Source organism: Euzebyella marina, from assembly GCF_003687485.1.
Taxonomy (GTDB): domain Bacteria; phylum Bacteroidota; class Bacteroidia; order Flavobacteriales; family Flavobacteriaceae; genus Euzebyella; species Euzebyella marina.
On record NZ_CP032050.1, the window covers coordinates 435,151 to 453,882 of the forward strand.

18 protein-coding genes are annotated in these 18,732 nt (G+C 40.4%); 9 read left to right on the forward strand and 9 right to left on the reverse strand.

What is annotated here, in order from left to right:
• Nucleotide 1: 1 nt before the first annotated feature.
• The 5 genes from D1013_RS01835 to D1013_RS01855 all read right to left on the reverse strand — a co-directional run bounded on the left by D1013_RS01835 (nt 2) and on the right by D1013_RS01855 (nt 4,832).
• On the reverse strand, nt 2–1,285 hold the full coding sequence (locus D1013_RS01835; RefSeq protein WP_121847262.1) for a CitMHS family transporter: 1,284 nt from the start codon (nt 1,283–1,285) through the stop codon (nt 2–4).
• 108 nt (nt 1,286–1,393) lie between these two features.
• Complete coding sequence (locus tag D1013_RS01840; RefSeq protein ID WP_121847263.1) at nt 1,394–2,818, reverse strand: Gfo/Idh/MocA family protein; 1,425 nt, start codon at nt 2,816–2,818, stop codon at nt 1,394–1,396.
• A gap of 64 nt (nt 2,819–2,882) precedes the next feature.
• Complete coding sequence (locus D1013_RS01845; protein ID WP_121847264.1) at nt 2,883–3,572, reverse strand: HD domain-containing protein; 690 nt, start codon at nt 3,570–3,572, stop codon at nt 2,883–2,885.
• Entirely contained in the window at nt 3,569–4,315 is a 747-nt protein-coding gene (locus D1013_RS01850; protein ID WP_121847265.1) for a lysophospholipid acyltransferase family protein, read from the reverse strand. The genes D1013_RS01845 and D1013_RS01850 overlap by 4 nt, the downstream gene beginning before the upstream one ends.
• 106 nt (nt 4,316–4,421) lie before the next feature.
• Nucleotides 4,422–4,832, reverse strand: coding sequence for a BrxA/BrxB family bacilliredoxin (locus D1013_RS01855; protein WP_121847266.1), 411 nt, complete (start codon nt 4,830–4,832; stop codon nt 4,422–4,424).
• Between the two features lie 162 nt (nt 4,833–4,994).
• On the opposite strand from D1013_RS01855, the gene D1013_RS01860 reads away from it, so the two are divergent.
• The 5 genes from D1013_RS01860 (at nt 4,995) to D1013_RS01880 (ending at nt 8,908) form a co-directional block, all read left to right on the forward strand.
• The gene (locus tag D1013_RS01860) at nt 4,995–5,309 is read left to right on the forward strand and encodes a helix-turn-helix domain-containing protein (RefSeq protein ID WP_162987778.1); all 315 of its coding nucleotides are present in this window, start codon (nt 4,995–4,997) and stop codon (nt 5,307–5,309) included.
• Between the two features lie 78 nt (nt 5,310–5,387).
• Nucleotides 5,388–6,125 (forward strand): tellurite resistance TerB family protein, encoded by a 738-nt coding sequence (locus D1013_RS01865; protein WP_121847268.1) that lies wholly within the window; start codon nt 5,388–5,390, stop codon nt 6,123–6,125.
• Between the two features lie 46 nt (nt 6,126–6,171).
• Nucleotides 6,172–6,756, forward strand: coding sequence for a HupE/UreJ family protein (locus tag D1013_RS01870; RefSeq protein WP_121847269.1), 585 nt, complete (start codon nt 6,172–6,174; stop codon nt 6,754–6,756).
• A gap of 82 nt (nt 6,757–6,838) precedes the next feature.
• Nucleotides 6,839–7,276, forward strand: a complete 438-nt coding sequence (locus tag D1013_RS01875; protein WP_121847270.1) for a deoxycytidylate deaminase — start codon at nt 6,839–6,841, stop codon at nt 7,274–7,276.
• A 6-nt stretch (nt 7,277–7,282) separates the two neighbouring features.
• Nucleotides 7,283–8,908: a S41 family peptidase gene (locus tag D1013_RS01880; RefSeq protein ID WP_121847271.1), complete on the forward strand. Its 1,626-nt coding sequence runs from the start codon at nt 7,283–7,285 to the stop codon at nt 8,906–8,908.
• Here D1013_RS01880 and D1013_RS01885 read toward each other — a convergent pair.
• Together D1013_RS01885 and D1013_RS01890 are read right to left on the reverse strand one after the other, a co-directional pair.
• The gene (locus D1013_RS01885) at nt 8,905–9,108 is read right to left on the reverse strand and encodes a hypothetical protein (protein WP_121847272.1); all 204 of its coding nucleotides are present in this window, start codon (nt 9,106–9,108) and stop codon (nt 8,905–8,907) included. The two genes, D1013_RS01880 and D1013_RS01885, sit on opposite strands and share 4 nt — an antisense overlap.
• Nucleotides 9,109–9,119: 11 nt before the next feature.
• Nucleotides 9,120–9,698 (reverse strand): MarC family protein, encoded by a 579-nt coding sequence (locus D1013_RS01890; RefSeq protein ID WP_121847273.1) that lies wholly within the window; start codon nt 9,696–9,698, stop codon nt 9,120–9,122.
• A gap of 117 nt (nt 9,699–9,815) precedes the next feature.
• Between D1013_RS01890 and D1013_RS01895 the strand changes: the two genes are divergently transcribed.
• Nucleotides 9,816–10,388 (forward strand): DUF3109 family protein, encoded by a 573-nt coding sequence (locus tag D1013_RS01895; protein WP_121847274.1) that lies wholly within the window; start codon nt 9,816–9,818, stop codon nt 10,386–10,388.
• Here the strand turns inward: D1013_RS01895 and D1013_RS01900 are convergent.
• Both D1013_RS01900 and D1013_RS01905 read right to left on the reverse strand, forming a co-directional pair.
• On the reverse strand, nt 10,378–12,267 hold the full coding sequence (locus D1013_RS01900) for a tetratricopeptide repeat protein (protein WP_240467926.1): 1,890 nt from the start codon (nt 12,265–12,267) through the stop codon (nt 10,378–10,380). The two genes, D1013_RS01895 and D1013_RS01900, sit on opposite strands and share 11 nt — an antisense overlap.
• A 64-nt stretch (nt 12,268–12,331) precedes the next feature.
• Entirely contained in the window at nt 12,332–13,066 is a 735-nt protein-coding gene (locus D1013_RS01905; RefSeq protein WP_121847276.1) for a LytR/AlgR family response regulator transcription factor, read from the reverse strand.
• Between the two features lie 360 nt (nt 13,067–13,426).
• Here D1013_RS01905 and D1013_RS20250 point away from each other — a divergent pair, with 360 nt between their 5' ends.
• The 3 genes from D1013_RS20250 to D1013_RS01915 all read left to right on the forward strand — a co-directional run bounded on the left by D1013_RS20250 (nt 13,427) and on the right by D1013_RS01915 (nt 18,703).
• A complete protein-coding gene (locus tag D1013_RS20250) occupies nt 13,427–13,615 on the forward strand; it encodes a hypothetical protein (RefSeq protein ID WP_162987779.1) in 189 nt (62 codons plus the stop codon).
• A 5-nt stretch (nt 13,616–13,620) separates the two neighbouring features.
• On the forward strand, nt 13,621–14,202 hold the full coding sequence (locus D1013_RS01910; protein ID WP_121847277.1) for a hypothetical protein: 582 nt from the start codon (nt 13,621–13,623) through the stop codon (nt 14,200–14,202).
• A gap of 520 nt (nt 14,203–14,722) precedes the next feature.
• On the forward strand, nt 14,723–18,703 hold the full coding sequence (locus D1013_RS01915; protein WP_121847278.1) for a hybrid sensor histidine kinase/response regulator transcription factor: 3,981 nt from the start codon (nt 14,723–14,725) through the stop codon (nt 18,701–18,703).
• Nucleotides 18,704–18,732: the final 29 nt, after the last annotated feature.

An 18,732-nucleotide genomic window follows, 5' to 3' on the forward strand; every position in this document is an offset into this window, starting at 1 on the left:
TTTACCAACTTATTGCTCCTATGAATAACGATAACACTAAGATTACTATCGTGACCAAAAAGGCCAAGGGAATTGTCTTTTTTTGATGGTCGCCCAATTCAATTCCCGTCAAACCGATAAGTAGATAGGTAGAACCCGTGAGTGGACTTACAGGAAAACCGGTTGTCATTTGGCCCATTATCGCTGCTCTCCCCACTTCAATTGCATCCACATCAAAATGAGAAGCCGTGGTTGATAGTAATGGCAAGATTCCAAAATAAAAAGAATCCGGGTCAAACAACAGACTTGCTGGCATGGACAATACGCCTGTAATTATCGCCAAGTGATTTCCTATGGAGTCGGGAATATAGGCAACTGCACCTTCGGCCATAGCATTAATCATTCCTGAACCTTTTAGAATTCCTGTAAAACATCCTGCGGCAAAAAGTATGCTAGCCATTAAAAGTGCTGCCTTGGCATGCGCGTTGATGCGTTCGCCCTGATCTTTTGGATTTGGATAGTTTATCATTAGGGAAATAGCAAATGCTACCATAAAAATGAGATGTGGTGGAGCAATGCCACTAATCAAGGTTGCTACCGCTATCAAAACTAGGGCAATATTGAAATAATAGAGTTTTGGTCTTTCTAAGTCGGTGTTTGGCTGTTCACTTTGAACCTCTATTTCTACTTGTGAAGTTTTAAACTTTTTTTCTTTTCTTCCTAATAAATAGGCTATGACCAATACCGTTAAAAGTCCACCAATTACTGGAATCAATAAAGGATTAAACAATTCCGTTACATTAACCTCCAAAGCCGTAGCCGCCCGAATTGTAGGTCCTCCCCAAGGTAGAATGTTCATTGTACCCGCGGACAGCGCCGCAATGGTAGCCAATGTTGTTCTTTTCATTTGAAGCGAATCGTACAAGGGCAAAAGAGCTGGGATGGTGACCAAGAATGTTACGGCTCCGGAGCCATCCAAATGGACTGCCATGGCCAGTAATGCAGTCGCAACGGCCACGCGCGATGGGTCGTTTCCGGCAAAACTAAGCAAGCTTCTTATCAGAGGTTTAAAGGTTCCGGCATCGGTCAGTATTCCAAAAAATAAAATGGCAAAAATGAACATGACACCTGTGGGAGCAATGGATTTTAATCCGTCGGTCACAAAAGTTATGATTTCAGTGGTAAAGCCACCTAGAAGAGCGGTTACTATGGGAACTAGTATTAAGGCGACCACAGCGGCCATCTTTTTGCTCATGACCAAAAATAGCAATGCGCAAATGGTCAATAGTCCGAGCCAAGCTAACATTTTATAGCAGTATTATAGTTATTTGAGCTTTTTAAAGATAAGAATATGATATAAATGCAAAAAGCCGAAAAATCATTCCGGCTTTTTCTTTTGTGATGCAATTATGGGTTAGCTAAGCTCCCAACCTTTGCGGTAGCTACCTTTTACCCACTCATTGGCAAGATCCCAATTGGTGACCTTCATGTTTTCACCATCCCAAAGAATCTTTCTTCTTCCGGGGTATTCAAAAGGCTCCCAATCACCTAGTTTTTTTCCTGGTTTAAGTTTTTTGTACTGAAATGCCTTAATGGCCAGGTTGCCCATAAGAACGGCTTCGGTCAACGGACCTGATCTCTGAAAATCTGAAGAAGTCTCGACCCCGTTCAAACAGCCCTCTACAAAGTTTGCCTGATGACCTTCTACATCACCATCGATCCTTTTTAGGTAGGGTTCGGGAGCATTGAACATTTTCATGTTTTTGCTCGGCAACAATCGGGCGTTTCGGCTATAGGTGTCAGCCACCAAAATTCCTTTGGTACCGTAGAAGACAGAACCGCCACCACCATCGCCAATGGTTTCGCCATCGGCAAGTTCGTCCGGTAGGTCGGGCATAAGTCCACCATCATACCAGTTCAAGGCAATATCGCCATGTTCTTCTGTGTTGAATTTTAATCGAACGATAGATGAAGCAGGGCACGATTCGCTATAATCCGCTTCCACAAAATCACCCACCCAGTTGGTAGTACAACTTGCTTCCGCCTCGGTTGGGTAACCAAGACCTAGAACGCTAAAAGGTGTTTCCATGATATGGCATCCCATATCGCCGAGCGCGCCTGTTCCGAAATCCCAAAATCCCCTCCATTTAAACGGTAGGTAAGCATCGTTGTAGTCTCTCATTGCAGCGGTTCCCAACCATAAATCCCAATCAAGACCTTTTGGGATACGGTCCTTTTCCGTTGGTACCGGAACACCTTGAGGCCATACCGGTCTGTTGGTCCAGCAATCAACTTTTTGCACCTTTCCAATAATTCCGGAATCGATCCACTCTTTAGCTTCTCGGCTACCGTCACTAGATGCCCCTTGGTTGCCCATTTGAGTGACGATGCCATTTTCTTTGGCCACTTGAGTCATCAATCGGGCTTCGTTAATATTATGTGTTAAGGGCTTTTCGACATAGGCATGTTTTTTCGCCCTCATAAAAGGCAATGCTATCGATGCGTGCATATGGTCTGGGGTAGCCACCATAATAGCGTCGATTTCTTTAAGATGCTTATCATAAACCTCTCTAAAATCTTTGTATCGTTTGGCCTTTGGGTATTTTTTATACGTATCTGCGGCCCTTCGGTCGTCTACATCGCAGAGGGTAACAAATTTGACCTTGCCTGTATCGTTAAGGCCGTTCATGACCCCGGCACCTCTGCCTCCTACTCCAAAAGCACCGATATAAAGAGTGTCGCTGGGGGCGACATGGTTTTTGCCCATTACAAAACTGGGTACGATGGAAAAGGCGGTAGATGCGGCGGCCGCATTCTTGATAAACTTTCGTCTTTGCATAGTTTTAAGTGAGTTTAGATTGAGCTATGGAAGGTACGAAAATTATTAACTTACCTGATATCTACTAAGGGTTAGATGTATTGATGGATGCAGGCACGAGCGGATTCCATTCTTTATAAAACTGCTCTAAATAACCCAACATGTAGTCATGTCGTTCTTCTGCCAATCGCTTGCCTGTTTGCGTATTCATTCGGTCTTTAAGCAAAAGGAGCTTTTCGTAGAAGTGGTTAATGGTAGGGGCCTTCGATTTCTTATATTGCTCTTTGGTCATGCGTAGATCTGGGGCAATTTCCGGATTATAGAGTTCTCTGTTCTTGAACCCGCCATAATTAAAAGCCCTGGCAATGCCTATGGCCCCAAGGGCATCTAAACGGTCGGCGTCTTGCACCACTTGTAGTTCTTTAGAATTGAAAGGCCTACCACGCTTCTTCTTTAGGCTATTTTTAAAAGAGATATTTTCAATGATTTTAATAACGTGATTGATGGTCTTTTTTTTGACCTTCAGCTCGTCCAAGAAAGTAGATGCCATTTGAGGGCCTATACTTTCATCACCACCATGAAACTTGGCGTCTGCAATATCGTGGAGCAATGCACCTAAACTTACTACAAGAATGTCTACCTTTTCTTCTTTGGCTATCAGCAGGGTATTTTTGAATACACGCTGAATATGAAACCAATCATGACCTCCTTCGGCACCTTGCAAGGTCTCTTTTACAAAGGCAATGGTCTGTTCTACAATTTCGGCGTCGTTCATTCTATTTCTTGAAAAGAGGTGAGGGCCGATGTTACGGCTTTTTCTGTTTCGGCCAAAACCTCATCGAAATTATCTTTGACTTCAATGGGCCTATGAACGGTAAAAGTGATGTGGTTTCCCAAACCGTTCGGAAATTTACCGTACCTGAGCATTTTCCACGAGTTATCGATGGTAAGGGGTACAATTAGCGCCGAAGGTGAATTTCTCATCAATATTTTGAGTCCGGTCGCCTTGAATGGCTTGGCGTGGCCGGTTCTGCTGCGTGTTCCTTCCGGAAATATTACCGCACTTCGATGATGCTTCTCGATATATTTACCGAGTTTGCCGATTTCTAAAAGCGATTGACGGCTATCTTTTCTGTCGATGAGCACCGAGCCACCGTGTCTTAGGTTGTACGAAACACTGGGTATGCCTTTTCCCAATTCTTTTTTACTCACGAATTTTGGGTGGTACTTTCGCATAAACCATATAATCGGCGGAATGTCGTGCATGCTCTGATGATTGGGTACGATAATCAGTGGTCTATCGGTGGGTATGTCATGCTCGTTTTTGAATGAGTAGGTCGTTCCCAAGATATGGGTGCAACGCATCAACGATAGGTTGAGAAAGCTGACACTCGCCTTATGGGCCCGATACCCGAAAATATTTAAACAGACCCATTGTATCGGATGAAACACCAACAGGGTCAAGCCGAAAAATAGCTGATAGAGAATGGTAAGTGGGTATGCCAATAGCTTTTGCATGCAGCAAAAATAAAGGTAAAAGTAGATAATGCATAAGAAAACGGACCCCCTAATTTTAGGAGATCCGTTTTAAATCTTGTTGTTTCAGTGGTTTTAAGACCCTTTTTTAGCAGAACTCTTCGTAAGCACCGATCAAGTTTTCGGCAATTAGCTCAGCTGGTCTACCTTCAATATGGTGGCGTTCGATCATATGAACCAACTCTCCGTTTTTGAACAGTGCCATGCTTGGTGAAGACGGTGGAAAAGGAATCATCAAATTTCTTGCAGCGTTGACCGCCTCGGTGTCTACACCGGCGAAAACGGTAACGGCATGGTCTGGCTTTTTGGTATTTTGAAGACTCAGTTTAGCAGCCGGTCTGGCGTTGGCAGCCGCACAGCCACAGACCGAATTTACCACCACTAAAGTGGTACCTTCTTGGTTGATGGCCTTTTCAACTGCTTCGGCCGTATATAGTTCTTCAAACCCGGCAGAAGCCAAGTCTTGTCTCATAGGTTTTACCAATTCTTCAGGATACATAAATATCAATTTAATTTAGGTGAACAAAGATACTTAATTTGTCGCATTTTGTTGACGGACTTAACATTACCTTATGCCCAGATTTTAAAGTGGAGTTACTATCTTGTAAAGAATAATGGAAGGTTGAAAAGGAAAAAGGCTTCCCTAAGGTTACTTTTAATCATGAATGCGAATAATCTCAAAGAAATATTTGATAAAAGTGAACTAACTCAAAAAGAGTTCGCAGATAAAATAGGAAAGAGCGTTAGAACCTTTCAAAATTATTTAAGCGGTGAAACTTCTCCTACATCAAAAGTTGTTGAAGATATTATTGCTATTGCCAATGAATTGAATATTGATTTTGATGGCACCAATAAAAAAGGGTTAGATAACCTTTCTGACTTCTCAGATCTTGAAATAACCGAATATATCGCTCAAAACTTAGGTCGTTTTAAGGCCTTGGCAACGTTCAGAAAAGTAGTGGGCCTTAAAGATTGAGCGATGTGCCTAAAACATATAGTACTACCCAACTTTTCTAAGACCTTTTAATATCTTTGCCAAAATTTTTTCAAAGACATGATCAAGTGGTTTGCTGCCATTTTGGGGTATTATCTTTATCGATTTCCAGGAGCCATTCTAGGTTTTCTTTTGGGCAGTTTTATAGATAATTTGAGTGGTGGAGGCAAAAATGCCCAAACCATATTTCAAGACATGACCCGGCAAAATGTGTCCCCTGCCGATTTTGAGTTGAATCTTTTATCATTATGTTCAATAGTAATCAAGGCCGATGGTAGCGTAAGTCAGCGTGAACTGGATTATGTCAGACAATATTTTGTAAGTACCTACGGTAAAGACAGGGCCAATGCTATTTTTAGAACCTTTAATGAAATCAATAAGAAGCATGAGATATCGGCACAGCGCATCTGTAGTTATCTGAATCAACGTACCCGTTACGAGGTTCGGTTACAATTGCTTCACTTTTTGTTCGGTATCGCACAGGCCGATGGTTCGGTTAGTACCCCAGAAGTAAATAAAATTAGGGAGATAGCCGGTTATTTACGGGTAGCTCTACGAGATTTTGAAAGCATCAAGGCCATGTTCATAAAATCGGCCGATAATGCTTACAAGATTCTTGAAATCGACAAATCGGCCACCAATGATGAAGTGAAAAAGGCCTATAGGGCCATGGCCAAGAAGTATCACCCTGATAGGGTCAATACCGAAAACGAGGCCATTAAAAAAGGTGCCGAAGAAAAGTTTAAGCAGGTACAAAAGGCATATGAAGAAATACAGGCTGAAAGAGGTATCGCCTAAACAGCTTTAAGGCCCTTTTGGGAAGATAATAATTTAACGAACTATCATGCAAGATTTTCTATTTTATCTGGAACTAGGGCTCGGCCATGTGTTGGATATCAATGCTTATGACCATATACTTTTTTTAACGGCTTTGGCATTGCCCTTTACCTTTAAAAGTTGGAAGAACGTGGTTCTTTTGGCTACGGTATTTACTATCACTCACTGCCTTTCTTTGGCATTAAGCACCTACGAGGTTTTAACGGTCGATGTGGGGCTCATCGAATTCTTGATACCTGTTACCATTGCCTTCACGGCAGTTTTCAACCTTCTATTTACCAATATGCCAACAGGTCGAAAGAACATAGGCCTTCATGCATTGGCCACTGCTTTTTTCGGTCTTATTCATGGTTTTGGGTTTAGCAATTACTTTAAAATGCTCATGGCAGAACAAGATAATAAAGTGGTGCCTCTTTTGGGCTTTGCTGCCGGTATTGAGGTATCGCAGGTGTTAATTGTACTGACCGTATTGCTGTTGGCCTATTTGTTGTTGAATATTCTTAAAGTAGAACAAAAATGGTTCATCAGGGTGGGTTCTATTTTGATTATATTGATTACAATACCCATGCTTATTGATACGTTTCCTTTATAACACAGAGGGCTTTCACTTAAAATTAACCACCAAAAATTGTTGAGGTTGGTGAAAGCAGGTATCTTAGTGGTTTTCTAAATTGATGAAAGACAGCAAACAAGAAAAATATGATAGGGCTTATTTGAGAATGGCCCAAGAGTGGGGAAAGCTTTCTTACTGCAAGCGCAAACAGGTGGGCGCCATCATCGTTAAAGACCGAATGATTATAAGCGATGGTTACAATGGTACTCCGACCGGATTCGAAAATTTCTGTGAAGACGAAGAGGGTTATACAAAATGGTATGTTCTGCATGCCGAGGCGAACGCCATTTTAAAAGTGGCCTCTTCTACACAGTCGTGCGAAGATGCTACGCTCTATATTACCTTGTCTCCGTGTCGTGAGTGCAGTAAGCTCATTCATCAATCTGGCATAAAACGTGTAGTGTACCAAACTGCATACAAAGATGATTCAGGGTTGCAATTTCTTGATCGCGCAGGCGTTGAGCTTATTCACATGCCTGTGATCGAAGAACTCGTTTGAAATCGTATGAGGGGAAAATACAGTTATATATGGCCGACCATAATTGCCGCAGCACTAGCGCTGGGTATTTTTGTTGGTGGCAAGCTGCATTTTGATGATACCCCCGAAAAACTTTTCTCTACCAATTCAAAAAAGGACAAGCTCAACCGACTGATCGATTACATCGATTACGAATATGTTGACGAGATAGATACCGACAGTATCGTTGATGTAACGGTCAATCAAATACTCGAGAAATTAGACCCTCACTCCGTTTATATTCCCAAGAACGAAATGGAACGTGTTTCAGAAAACATGAAAGGTGATTTTGTGGGTATTGGTATTAATTTTTATGCCTACAACGATACAATTGCCGTTATTAAAACCATTCCTGATGGGCCAAGTGATATAAAGGGTATCAAGGCTGGTGATCGAATATTAATGGCCGGAGGTGATACATTGTTCGGTAAATCCCTTAGAAACGATGCCATAGTTCAGAAGTTGAAGGGAGAAGAAGGTAGCACGGTCAACCTTAAAGTATATCGAAAGGAAGAGGATAAAACCTTTAATGTAAACGTCAAACGCGACATCATCCCCATAAAAAGCGTCGAGGCGTACTACATGCTTACGAACGATTTGGGTTACATTAAGGTCAATCGCTTTGCCGAAACCACTTTTAAAGAATTCAAGAAGGCCTTGAAAGATTTGAAAAAGCAAGGTGCCACAAAGTTGGCGCTCGATCTTCGTGACAACCCTGGGGGTTATTTAGGGGTAGCAGAGCAGATGGCTGATGAGTTTCTTGAAGATGGCAAGCTGATTCTTTTCACCAAGAATAAAAAGGGCAAAATAGACAAGACTTTCGCAACTAGCAAGGGTACTTTTGAAGATAAGCAAGTGTACGTTCTGATCAATGAGCGATCGGCATCCGCCAGTGAAATCGTTGCGGGGGCTTTGCAAGATAATGACATTGGTACCATTGTAGGGAGGCGTTCTTTCGGAAAGGGATTGGTACAACGAGAAATGGCCTTGGGCGATGGTTCGGCCGTTCGCCTGACCGTATCAAGATATTACACGCCGACCGGTAGAAGCATTCAAAAGACCTATGCCAACGGCACTAAAGATTACTATAAGAAATTTACCGAGCGCTACCATAGCGGTGAATTGGTTTCGGTCGATAGCATTAAAGTAGCCGATTCGTTAAAGTTCACCACCCCGAAGGGAAAAGTGGTTTATGGTGGCGGGGGTATTATTCCTGATGTTTTTGTACCCATTGGTACCAATGAAGAAGAAGCTGTTAAAAGTATGGATAGCTACGGATGGCTTTCCTATTTTATATTCGAACATCTCGATGCCGACAGAAAAAAATACAAAGAATATAGTGTAGAAGATTTTGTAAAGAACTTCAGGGTAGATGATATACTTTTTCAAGAATTCGTTGATTACTCACTTTCACGAAGCTTGAAAATGGATTTTTACGCACATGAAAATAGTATTAAGACGTATTTAAAGGCCGCATTGGCAGAACAACTCTTTGGAGCCAACCTTCATGCAAAAATAAAGAGTGTTGAAGATACAATGCTACAGGAAGTAATCGAACTTGACAGCCCTTTGGTCAAACAGGGCGAAGAAGAACAGATTCAGGGCCAAAATTAACGCCCCTTGACCTTCTCTTGAATTTTTTTACTGGTACGATAGATGAGAATCAATAAAATAGCGCATAATGGAGCTATGATTCCGATAACCGCCACACTACTATCATCCTTTAGCGGGTTTTCAAAATCGATCATGGTAGCGTTGTAGGCCATAAGGGCCACTGCGATTACTAATAATATGATGGTGACTGCTTTGTTCATAATCTATTTTTTTAGAATAATTGGTTCACGTTGGCTGCAAATAGCTTCACGGCAATGGCCAAAAGAATGACCCCAAAAACCTTACGTATTATGTTGAGTCCGTTTTTACCAAGTACCTTCTCTATTTTTTTTGATGACTTAAGTACAAGGTATACAAAAATAGTATTTATGAGAATGGCCACAATAATGTTCTCAACGTAGTACTCGGCCCTTAAAGATAGAAGTGCTGTGAGCGTACCGGCACCAGCAATCAAAGGAAAAGCAATGGGCACTATCGATGCACTCTCCGGTTCATCTTCGCGATAAAGGGTAATGCCCAAAATCATTTCTAAAGCCAAAAAGAAAATGATGAACGAACCGGCAACGGCAAACGAATAAACATCGATACCGATGAGGTTCAAAATTTCCTCACCAACGAATAAAAAAGCAACCATAATGGCCGATGATACAATCGATGCCTTTTCAGATTCGATGTGCCCCACCTTTTTACGTAAACCTATGATAATAGGTACGCTACCGAGTATATCGATTACTGCAAAAAGTACCATAGTGGCCGTTGCTATTTCCCTAAAATCGAAGTTGAATTCCATGGGTCCAAATTTTCGGCAAAAGTACATTTAATCGTACACCTTGACATATAGATTTTATGAAAATTACTGTTAAATCATAGCTAATTGAAGGTATCTTTGCGCTCATAAATTGATGCCATGTTTCAGCTAGGTAAAACCATAGTATCCGAAGAAATCATCGAGAATGATTTTGTCTGCAACCTTACCGCTTGTAAGGGGGCTTGTTGTGTTGATGGTAATGCAGGAGCTCCTGTAGAAGATGAAGAGACTGAGATCTTGGTAGACATCTACAGCAAGGTTAAGCCCTTTCTTAGGCCAGAAGGCATTCAGGCGATTGAAGAACAAGGCGCTTTCGTTAAAGGTGATGACGGAGATTGGGAAACACCATTAGTGAACGGAAGCGAATGTGCCTATGTTATTTTTTCCAAAAACGGAACTGCCATGTGCGGAATAGAGGAGGCGTACAATCAAGGGGCGGTTGATTGGAAAAAGCCGGTTTCATGCCATATGTATCCGGTTAGGGTTCGTGAGTATACTCAATTGACGGCTGTCAACTACCATAGATGGGAGATTTGCGACCCAGCATGCTCTTTGGGAGAAGAATTGAAAGTACCTATTTATAAATTTGTCAAGGAAGCCTTGATTCGAAAGTTCGGCGAAAAATGGTATAAAGAACTAGAAGAGGTCGCTCAACAACACCTTAAGCAGTAGGTATGTGTAAGATGACACGGGTACCCATAGAATTTCCCTCGTCATCGTAGAGGTCGACCATTTCAACTTCAAAGGTGTTCAAATAGTCTTTTGAAAAGTTAGCAAGTCTTTCCTTGGTAATTTCTATCCCTACCGATTTACGTTTTAATACTTTGTTCTCCTTTATTTTTTCGGCAGCTTGTCGGCCTATTCCGTTATCGGTTATTGAGATGTCTATAAAGTCTTTAACGTTTTTCGTTATGTGTAAATCTATTTTTTTCTCACCTAACTTTGATGAAAGACCGTGCCAAAGGGCATTTTCTAAAAAGGGCTGTAATATCAAAGAGGGTATGCGAACCGTATGGGTGTCAATATTCTCATCTACACGAATTTGAAAATCGATTTCATTAGAGAATCGAATATTTTCGATATTCATATAGAGTTCAACAGTTTCAAGCTCCTCGGCAAGCGGAATCTCACGCATTGAAGACGACTCCAATATCTTGCGAACAAGTTTCGAGAATTTGTTCAAATAATGAACAGCGTTTTTCTGCTCATTATTGATGATATAAAGCTTAATCGAATTCAATGAGTTGAAAAGAAAATGAGGGTTCATTTGACTTCTGAGCATGCTCTGTTCAAGGGTCAAAAGCTTTTTATCGTTCTTTAATTGGTATTGCCTGTAGAGTATGTAGAAGATACCGGATAGAAGTGCCAATACGATACCGGAGACCAAGAGACGAGTGTTGTTCTTTCGTAGCTGTTGGTTAATGCTTGAAACCCGTTCTTCATTGTCTTTTTTAATGATTGAACTATAAACATAGCGAACGTTTTTGTCGTTCTTGGTTTGGGCCTCTACAGAAAGCGACGTCTTAAAATATTTTAAAGCTTTTTGGTAATCTCCTTTTTTGGCCCATAGGTCTGAAAGAAGGTCATAAGCGTCAGACCTTAATCGTAAGAAATTATAGGCGCTGGCCATCTCTAGACCTTGGCGAAGATGGTTTTCGGCTTCGTCGAAATTTTCCATTTCGGCATAGGCCCAACCCAAGGTAAGTTCAACTGCGGCAATCAGTGCATGTTCCCCCAAGTTATTGGCATCTTCCAAAGATTTGGTGAGCATTTCTTTCGCTTCCAAAGCTTTACCTTGATGAACGTACACGTGTGCAATACCGTTTTCACAAAGTATCTTTCCTCGAGGGTTGTTCAATACAAGGTTGATTTCCATTGCTTTGTCGTAAGCTTCAAGGGCGTCGACGAGCCTGCCCTGAGCTTCAAGACATTCCCCTATGTTTTGATAATTGACGGCAAGGCCTAGCTTATTATCCAGTTCTTTTTCGAGCTCCATAGCCTTCTTGAACTGCTCGATGGCAAGATCATACTGCCCCAGAATTCTATTGATCTGACCAATGTTGTTATAGGAAAGGTTAATCGATTGTTGAAGGGCAATACTAGGGTTTTTCACCGCCTGAGCCTTTTCAATTGCCAAATAAGTATGGTCTAAAGCGGCGGTAATAGCATCTATGCGACGATAGAGAACACCCAACATATTGAGCGTGTATACTTCGAGTTCTACATTTTCTAAAGCACTGGCCATTTCTAGTGCCTCTTTCTGCCGTTCTAATGCCAAGTTGAATTTTGATAGTTGACGGTAGCGTATGGCCAATTTGTTCAAGGCCATTACTTGCCCCTCTCTAAAATTCTTTTTCGCTGCTGATTTCAGAAAATAATCGAGTTGAAGGGTGTCTTGGTCAAATAGCTCGATGACAGATTCCATTTCGACCAGACTTTTGGGTTTGGCCGCAATCAGGCTATCAATGGTTTCTTTAAAATCAATGGTTGCAGTTTGCGCCGAGCTTAGTGAGATACTAAAAAAGAAAAGTAAGGATATGTTGAAACGCACCGAGCACCAGAAAGGCGTAAGTGGGAAACATTTAATGTATGTAATTCGGGACTGCATTTAAAGCTTAGAGCATATCCAAAAAGTCGGATTTTTTCTGACGTGATACAGGAATTTTGTGATTAGACTCTAGTATGACGTACCCGTCAGTCTTCAAAAACTCCTTGATTTTATTTAGGTTGATAATGTACGAATTGTGTATTCTAAAAAAAGAATTGCTCGGTAAAAGTTCGTTTACTTCCTTTAATTTTTTTGTTAGAACAATTTTCTGCCCATCGGTTAGAAATATTGTACTGTAGTTACCGTCAGACTCGGCATAGAGAATTTCTTCACTATTTAAAAAAACTAGTTTACCGTCGGTGTTGAAGGTTATTTTTTTGTGATTGGCCTTATCGTTAAAGCTCAGCAATATTTTTTCTAACCTCTCGGCCGTATAATTCTTGGCGTTGAATTTTCTGATCTTGACGATGGTGTCTTTTAGATCATCGGTGTCGATAGGTTTTAAAAGGTAGTCTATGGCTTCGTTTTTCAATGCCTTAATGGCGTATTGATTGTAAGCGGTGGTAATAACAACCGGAAAGTTTTTATTGGTAAGCTTTTGAATGAATTGAAAACCATCCATCGTAGGCATTTCAATATCAAGAAAAAGACAGTCTGGGGTGTTTTTCTCTAAATAGGTCAATGCCTCAAAGGGATCCGTAAACGATGCATTCACATTGATCTCATCACTAAAGTTGGTCAATTCCCAAGATAGGCTTTGCAACGCCTTGATTTCATCATCAACTATAACTGCGTCTAACATAACGATAAGCTTTAATGTAAATTAATCAAATTTAGGGCTATACATATTAAAGGTATAAAAAAGATGTGCCGATGGACTGATTTACCGTGTAAATGGTAAAAAATGCTTCAATTTTGATTTTGAAAGTAAAAGACTAAATTAAAAATAAGAAAAATATTACAAAAATTAAGTATTTCTTTCGAACCCAATAATTACCTCAGCTTTACCTCTGCCGATTATACAAAAAAAGGAACCATTTATACATATGGCCCAAGAGGTGGCCCTTTCTGCCATTACTTTAGATTTGAATTTATTGATTGCGCTACGCGAATTTTACCATTAACTAGAATGCGTCACTATTAGAGTAGAACTAAAAATTTAATGATGAAAAAGTGTGCTTTTATGTTCGGTTTGTTGGTTCTGACCATGGCTCTTGAAGTTTTAACGAACGAGCAGGAACCTCTTGAAATGGTTAACGACTTCATTCTAACAAATGAGAGTGAAGACAACATGGCTTTTAGCAGCGATATGAAAATAGATTCTTTGAGCGTAGCTCAGATAACTGAATAGGAAATATGGATCTACTAATAAAAACGGCCAAAATCGGTATCTGGCTTATTTTGCCTCTCTTCATCTTGAATGGCAAAGGATACGATGTACGCTCAGCTTACGTGCCACTAGTTGAAAAGGGGGCGTATGCATTCAAGACTTCGGGCTTCTTGCCTAGCCATATAAAGGGTGCAGCCAACTGTCATTTGGTTCCAGGCAGTCAAAAATCTAAAGGAAAATATTCAACTATTGAATTAAGTTTTGATCAGGTAGATAACAATCTTATCTACAAAATGGGATTAGTTCTCTCTTCCCTTGGTCCGGATAAGGAAACCGCTTTGGGCGTCTATAGGGTTAGCAATCAAACTCTTGGCTTCGAACCGAGTAAAGAAGGTGTTTTTGGTTATGCCGATGTGAACGTTTTAGGAGAACAACCCTTTTATACACATAAAGGAAAGGTCAAGATAACCCGTGAAGAGGCCAACTATTTATATGGTGATGTTGATCTTGAACTTAAAAATTTTATGGGCAAAACAATTCATATTGAAGGTAAGTTTAGTGCAAGCAGAACGGATTTTGACCGTAAATCAAGAAAAAAGGGGCACTGATTAAATGAACTTTGCACATAAATTTTAATAGTAAGCCTATTTAATATTGATAGTGAGAGTGGTCGTTTTCAAGAAAATAATTATTTTTACGGCCCCCCGAACGGTTCTGGCGAAGTTGAAGAGCCTTAACCGATTAGCTGAACATTTTAAGTAGCGTAAAATTAAATATTGTTAGCATCCCATGGGGATCATATCTAAAATCTTATGAAACTGCCAACCCATTAGGTACGGCTCTTGGCAATGTGCTTCTAAGCTACGTTGCCTGTTCGATGTAACCTTGAGGGCACCTTACCGACTCGTTCGAATTTGGTGAATTGCTCGATTGCTAGGTTTCGGGGGAACTACCTAAATCAGCATCCTTCTGGTAAAATCGATTTTGATACATCGAGAGTCGTACGGTTTGGCGGTATCATAGTTAATTCTAAATGTGGGATTACGCCGGAAGTTATCTTCCGGCTTTTTCTTTGATATTCGTAACTTTTACTATTGAAAATTAGCCCAACTTTTTAATGAGCCTTATGTGAAAGTCAACTATTTCACTTCCTATTTCACCCTGCTTTATTTTGTCGGATGTTTGGTTTCGACCGCCCACCTGTACGCTCAATCTCAAATTAGTTTTAGACAGCTTTCGGTCAAAGAAGGTCTCTCGCAGAATAGTGCCATAGCCATTGGGCAAGATAGTACAGGGTATTTATATGTTGCCACGCAAGACGGTCTTAATAAGTATGATGGTCGTTCTTTTGAGGTTTTTCCCTATAACTTTATAGATGTTACCAAACCTGACTATAGTCATTTGGGCAAGGTTTATAGAGACCGACAAGAGAACCTCTGGATTATCCCAATCGATGGCATTCCACGAAAATTGAATTATAAAACAGGCGGTTTTGAAAGGCAAATGGGGGTTGAAAATGCCAGTGTCGTATTCCAAGATGTAAATCAAAATGTATGGTTCGGTACCTTCTCTGACGGCCTCTATAAATTAGATGGTCAAAACCAATCAATTTCACATGCAGTAGACTCGGCACGGTTAAAAGGCACCATCTATAATATAGCTGAAGATAACTCAGGTCATTTATTGATAGCCACCGATTCTAGTTTGGTTGAATATCATATTCAAGAAGATAGAATGGCAAAAGTTCAACCGACAGATGCTGATGGTCAAACGGTTGAGGTCAATATTAGTGATGTGGTCATTGATAGAGATAAAAAGCAGTGGGTCGGCACCTTCGGTAAAGGGCTGTTTCACAGAAAAACTACAGGTGCCCCACTGGTAAGTGCTTCAAATACTTCTTTTCCGGGCAATTTGCCCAACGACTTGAATATTACCGATTTGTTTCTAGATAGTAAAGATAGACTTTGGGTCGCTACCTATGGTGATGGGGTTTATCTTGTTGATATTCCATCAAAAAGAATAAATCATTTTAAAGCTCAAAAGCATGATCCGAAAGCGCTCCATTACGATGATATCTTAAATATTTACGAAGATGCTAGCGGTACCATTTGGTTCGGCACCGATGGTGCAGGTCTAAGTTTTTATGATGAGTTTCTAGAAAAGTTCAACTCTATCACCAACCTTCAAACGCCCGACAACGTTAATGTTGATGTAGTGCGTGCTCTTGCCGTATCAAAAGATAGTACGGTTTTTATAGGTACCTCCGGAAAGGGTCTAACAGAATATCGCCCTAAAACCGGTCTATGGAGAACCTATGAAGTTGGAAATTTCGTTTCCGATCAGTTAAGCTCTGACAGAATTATGAGTTTGTATACGGATGCTGATGATGATTTATGGATTGGCACCCAGGGTGGCGGGCTTACTATTCTCGACAAAAGGGGCGAGTTCAAAATTTTTGATAAAAACAGTCAGCCGGCTCTCTCCGTCAATACGATATGGTGCATTTTTGAAGATAGCAAACGAAATGTGTGGTTAGGTACTCGTGAACAAGGTTTGATTCTTTTCGATAAAAAGGAAGGCGTAAAAAAAAGGTATACTTCTGAAAATTTTAAAATTTCAAGCAATAACATTCGGGCTATTACTTCTGATGCTAATGATAATTTATGGATAGGCACAGAATCTGATGGTGTGATCTTTTATGACAGCGCCAAAGATGACTTTAAATCGTATCAATCAAGTAATAGCGACTTATCCAACGATAATATTAAGTCGCTTTATTTTGATCCAAAAGGAATATTATGGATTGGAACCAATGGAGGGGGCTTAAATGCATTGGATATTGATACGGCAGATTTCACCCAATTTACGGTCTCAGATGGCCTTGCCAACAACGTTATTTATGGTATTCTTCCGGACGAAGAAAACAATCTTTGGTTGAGTTCAAACAAGGGCATCACCCGATTCGCTCCTAGTGAGAATTTAAACCAGTCTCCTGAAATCATCAATTATACGAATTACGATGGTTTAGCAACCGAGTTCAATACAGGTGCTTATTATAAGCATGCTGATGGCACTCTTTATTTTGGAGGTCTCGATGGTTTCTACTGGTTCAAGCCTAGTGAAATCACCCTAAATCAAGTTTTGCCCAAAACAACGATTACCCAGCTAGAAGTATTGGATGAGTATCACCCGATGAGTACAGACAATGAATTTGCATACGATCAAAATACGTTTTCCTTTACTTTTTCAAGTTTACAGTTTTCACTTCCTGAAAAGAACCAATACCGTTATCGATTGCTGAATTTTGACGAAGATTGGGTCGAATCAAAAAGCAAGAATTTTGCAAGATACACGCGTCTTCCTCCGGGCAAATATACTTTTCAGGTAGTTTCAAGTAATTATGACGGTCTTTGGAACGATGATCCGGCGAGTTTCGACTTTACCATTTTATCACCTTGGTACCTCACCTCTTTTGCTAAGTTTATTTACATTCTGTTCATTATCATTTCTATTATAACTGTTTATAAGTATATGGCGTGGCGGTTACGAATGAAAATGAATCTTCAAAGAAAGGAAGAAGAGGCTGATTATTTGAAAAAGTTGAACGAGTTAAAGTCTAAACTGTATACCGATATCTCTCATGAGTTCAGAACACCTCTGACCCTTATTGCGGGTCCTGTTGATGAGAAGCTAGACCAAGAAGGTTTGTCACCTACCGACCATGCCCGCTTCTCTATGATTAAAAGAAATGCCAATCGAATGCTGCAATTGGTAGAGCAGCTGTTGCAATTATCAAAAATAGAAGAGGGAAACTTAAAACTGGTGCATAAAAAGGGTGAGCTTTCCCCATTTCTAAATATGGTTGCATCTTCTTTCGAATATCAAGCAGATAAAAAGGGAATGGATTATAAAATAGAAATTGATCAGTTGGGCGCGGTTTATTATGACGAGGATGCCTTGGAGAAAATTGTCACCAACTTACTCTCCAATGCGTTCAAATATGGTGAATCTGAAGGTGTTTGCATATTTAAGGCCACTAAGAAATCGACTAATTTGCACCTTCAAGTTCGTAATTCGATTACAAAAGAGTTGGTGTTAGAAACCGATAAGTGGTTTGAGCGCTTTTTTCAAAAAGATCATTTTTCCGAAGGTGCTGGTGTCGGTCTTTCACTTGTTAAAGAATTGGTGAATCTGTATAAGGGAGATATAACAGTTAATCGACCTGATGAAGATATGATTGAGTTTGAAGTTGCGTTACCAATTTTCTCTTCAGAAATCGAGAAAAGCGATACTGCCGAGCTGTCAAATACTCAAAAAATAGGACAAGAGTTACAATGCGGCATAGAGCAAATGCAAGCTGAAAGCCCCGTACTTCTAATCGCTGAAGACCAAAATGAGGTAAGGCGTTATATCGCTTCTTTATTCGAAAATGATTTCAACGTCTATGAGGCCAATAATGGTGATCAAGCCTTTGAATTATCATTGAAGTATATTCCGGATATTATAATTTCTGATGTGAGAATGCCTGTTGCCAGTGGGCTGGAATTGTGTAATCGAATCAAAGCAGATGAAAGAACAAGCCATATTCCTATTGTACTTCTAACGGCGGGGGTCAGTGAAGAGGAGGAATTAAGAGGACTAGGGTCTGGTGCAGATGATTTCATCTCGAAACCCTTCAATTATAAGATTTTAAACAGACGGGTTTTGAACTTGATTCAATCAAGAAGGTTGGTGCAAGAAAAATTCAAAAGGCAAAATTCTTTGGATGTCAAAGGATTGGCCCTTACCAGTACCGATGAAAATTTCTTAAAAAAAGCTCATGAACTTTTGAAAGAGCTGATTTCCGACCCGGAATTTAATGCGGGTAAGTTTGCGCAAGAAATGGGAATGAGTCGCATGCAGCTGCACCGAAAGTTACAGACTTACACAGGCTTTAGTACTACAGAGTTTATTCGCTCTCAGCGATTGCGCATGGCCGCTCAACTATTAACAGATTATAAAGTAACGGTGAACGAAGTTGCCTACTCTGTCGGGTTTAATACACCTTCTTATTTTATCAAATGCTTTAAAGATGCCTATGGCAAAACGCCTGCCGAATACCTTTCCTAATACCACAATAGAACTACTTGTAGATCCAA

Excerpts from the sequence above, each read along its gene's own strand:
- D1013_RS01835 (WP_121847262.1), bottom strand. The coding sequence starts at position 1,285 with ATGTTAGCTTGGCTCGGACTATTGACCATTTGCGCATTGCTATTTTTG.
- D1013_RS01840 (WP_121847263.1), bottom strand. The coding sequence starts at position 2,818 with ATGCAAAGACGAAAGTTTATCAAGAATGCGGCCGCCGCATCTACCGCC.
- D1013_RS01845 (WP_121847264.1), bottom strand. The coding sequence starts at position 3,572 with ATGAACGACGCCGAAATTGTAGAACAGACCATTGCCTTTGTAAAAGAG.
- D1013_RS01850 (WP_121847265.1), bottom strand. The coding sequence starts at position 4,315 with ATGCAAAAGCTATTGGCATACCCACTTACCATTCTCTATCAGCTATTT.
- D1013_RS01855 (WP_121847266.1), bottom strand. The coding sequence starts at position 4,832 with ATGTATCCTGAAGAATTGGTAAAACCTATGAGACAAGACTTGGCTTCT.
- D1013_RS01860 (WP_162987778.1), top strand. The coding sequence starts at position 4,995 with ATGAATGCGAATAATCTCAAAGAAATATTTGATAAAAGTGAACTAACT.
- D1013_RS01865 (WP_121847268.1), top strand. The coding sequence starts at position 5,388 with ATGATCAAGTGGTTTGCTGCCATTTTGGGGTATTATCTTTATCGATTT.
- D1013_RS01870 (WP_121847269.1), top strand. The coding sequence starts at position 6,172 with ATGCAAGATTTTCTATTTTATCTGGAACTAGGGCTCGGCCATGTGTTG.
- D1013_RS01875 (WP_121847270.1), top strand. The coding sequence starts at position 6,839 with ATGAAAGACAGCAAACAAGAAAAATATGATAGGGCTTATTTGAGAATG.
- D1013_RS01880 (WP_121847271.1), top strand. The coding sequence starts at position 7,283 with ATGAGGGGAAAATACAGTTATATATGGCCGACCATAATTGCCGCAGCA.
- D1013_RS01885 (WP_121847272.1), bottom strand. The coding sequence starts at position 9,108 with ATGAACAAAGCAGTCACCATCATATTATTAGTAATCGCAGTGGCCCTT.
- D1013_RS01890 (WP_121847273.1), bottom strand. The coding sequence starts at position 9,698 with ATGGAATTCAACTTCGATTTTAGGGAAATAGCAACGGCCACTATGGTA.
- D1013_RS01895 (WP_121847274.1), top strand. The coding sequence starts at position 9,816 with ATGTTTCAGCTAGGTAAAACCATAGTATCCGAAGAAATCATCGAGAAT.
- D1013_RS01905 (WP_121847276.1), bottom strand. The coding sequence starts at position 13,066 with ATGTTAGACGCAGTTATAGTTGATGATGAAATCAAGGCGTTGCAAAGC.
- D1013_RS20250 (WP_162987779.1), top strand. The coding sequence starts at position 13,427 with ATGATGAAAAAGTGTGCTTTTATGTTCGGTTTGTTGGTTCTGACCATG.
- D1013_RS01910 (WP_121847277.1), top strand. The coding sequence starts at position 13,621 with ATGGATCTACTAATAAAAACGGCCAAAATCGGTATCTGGCTTATTTTG.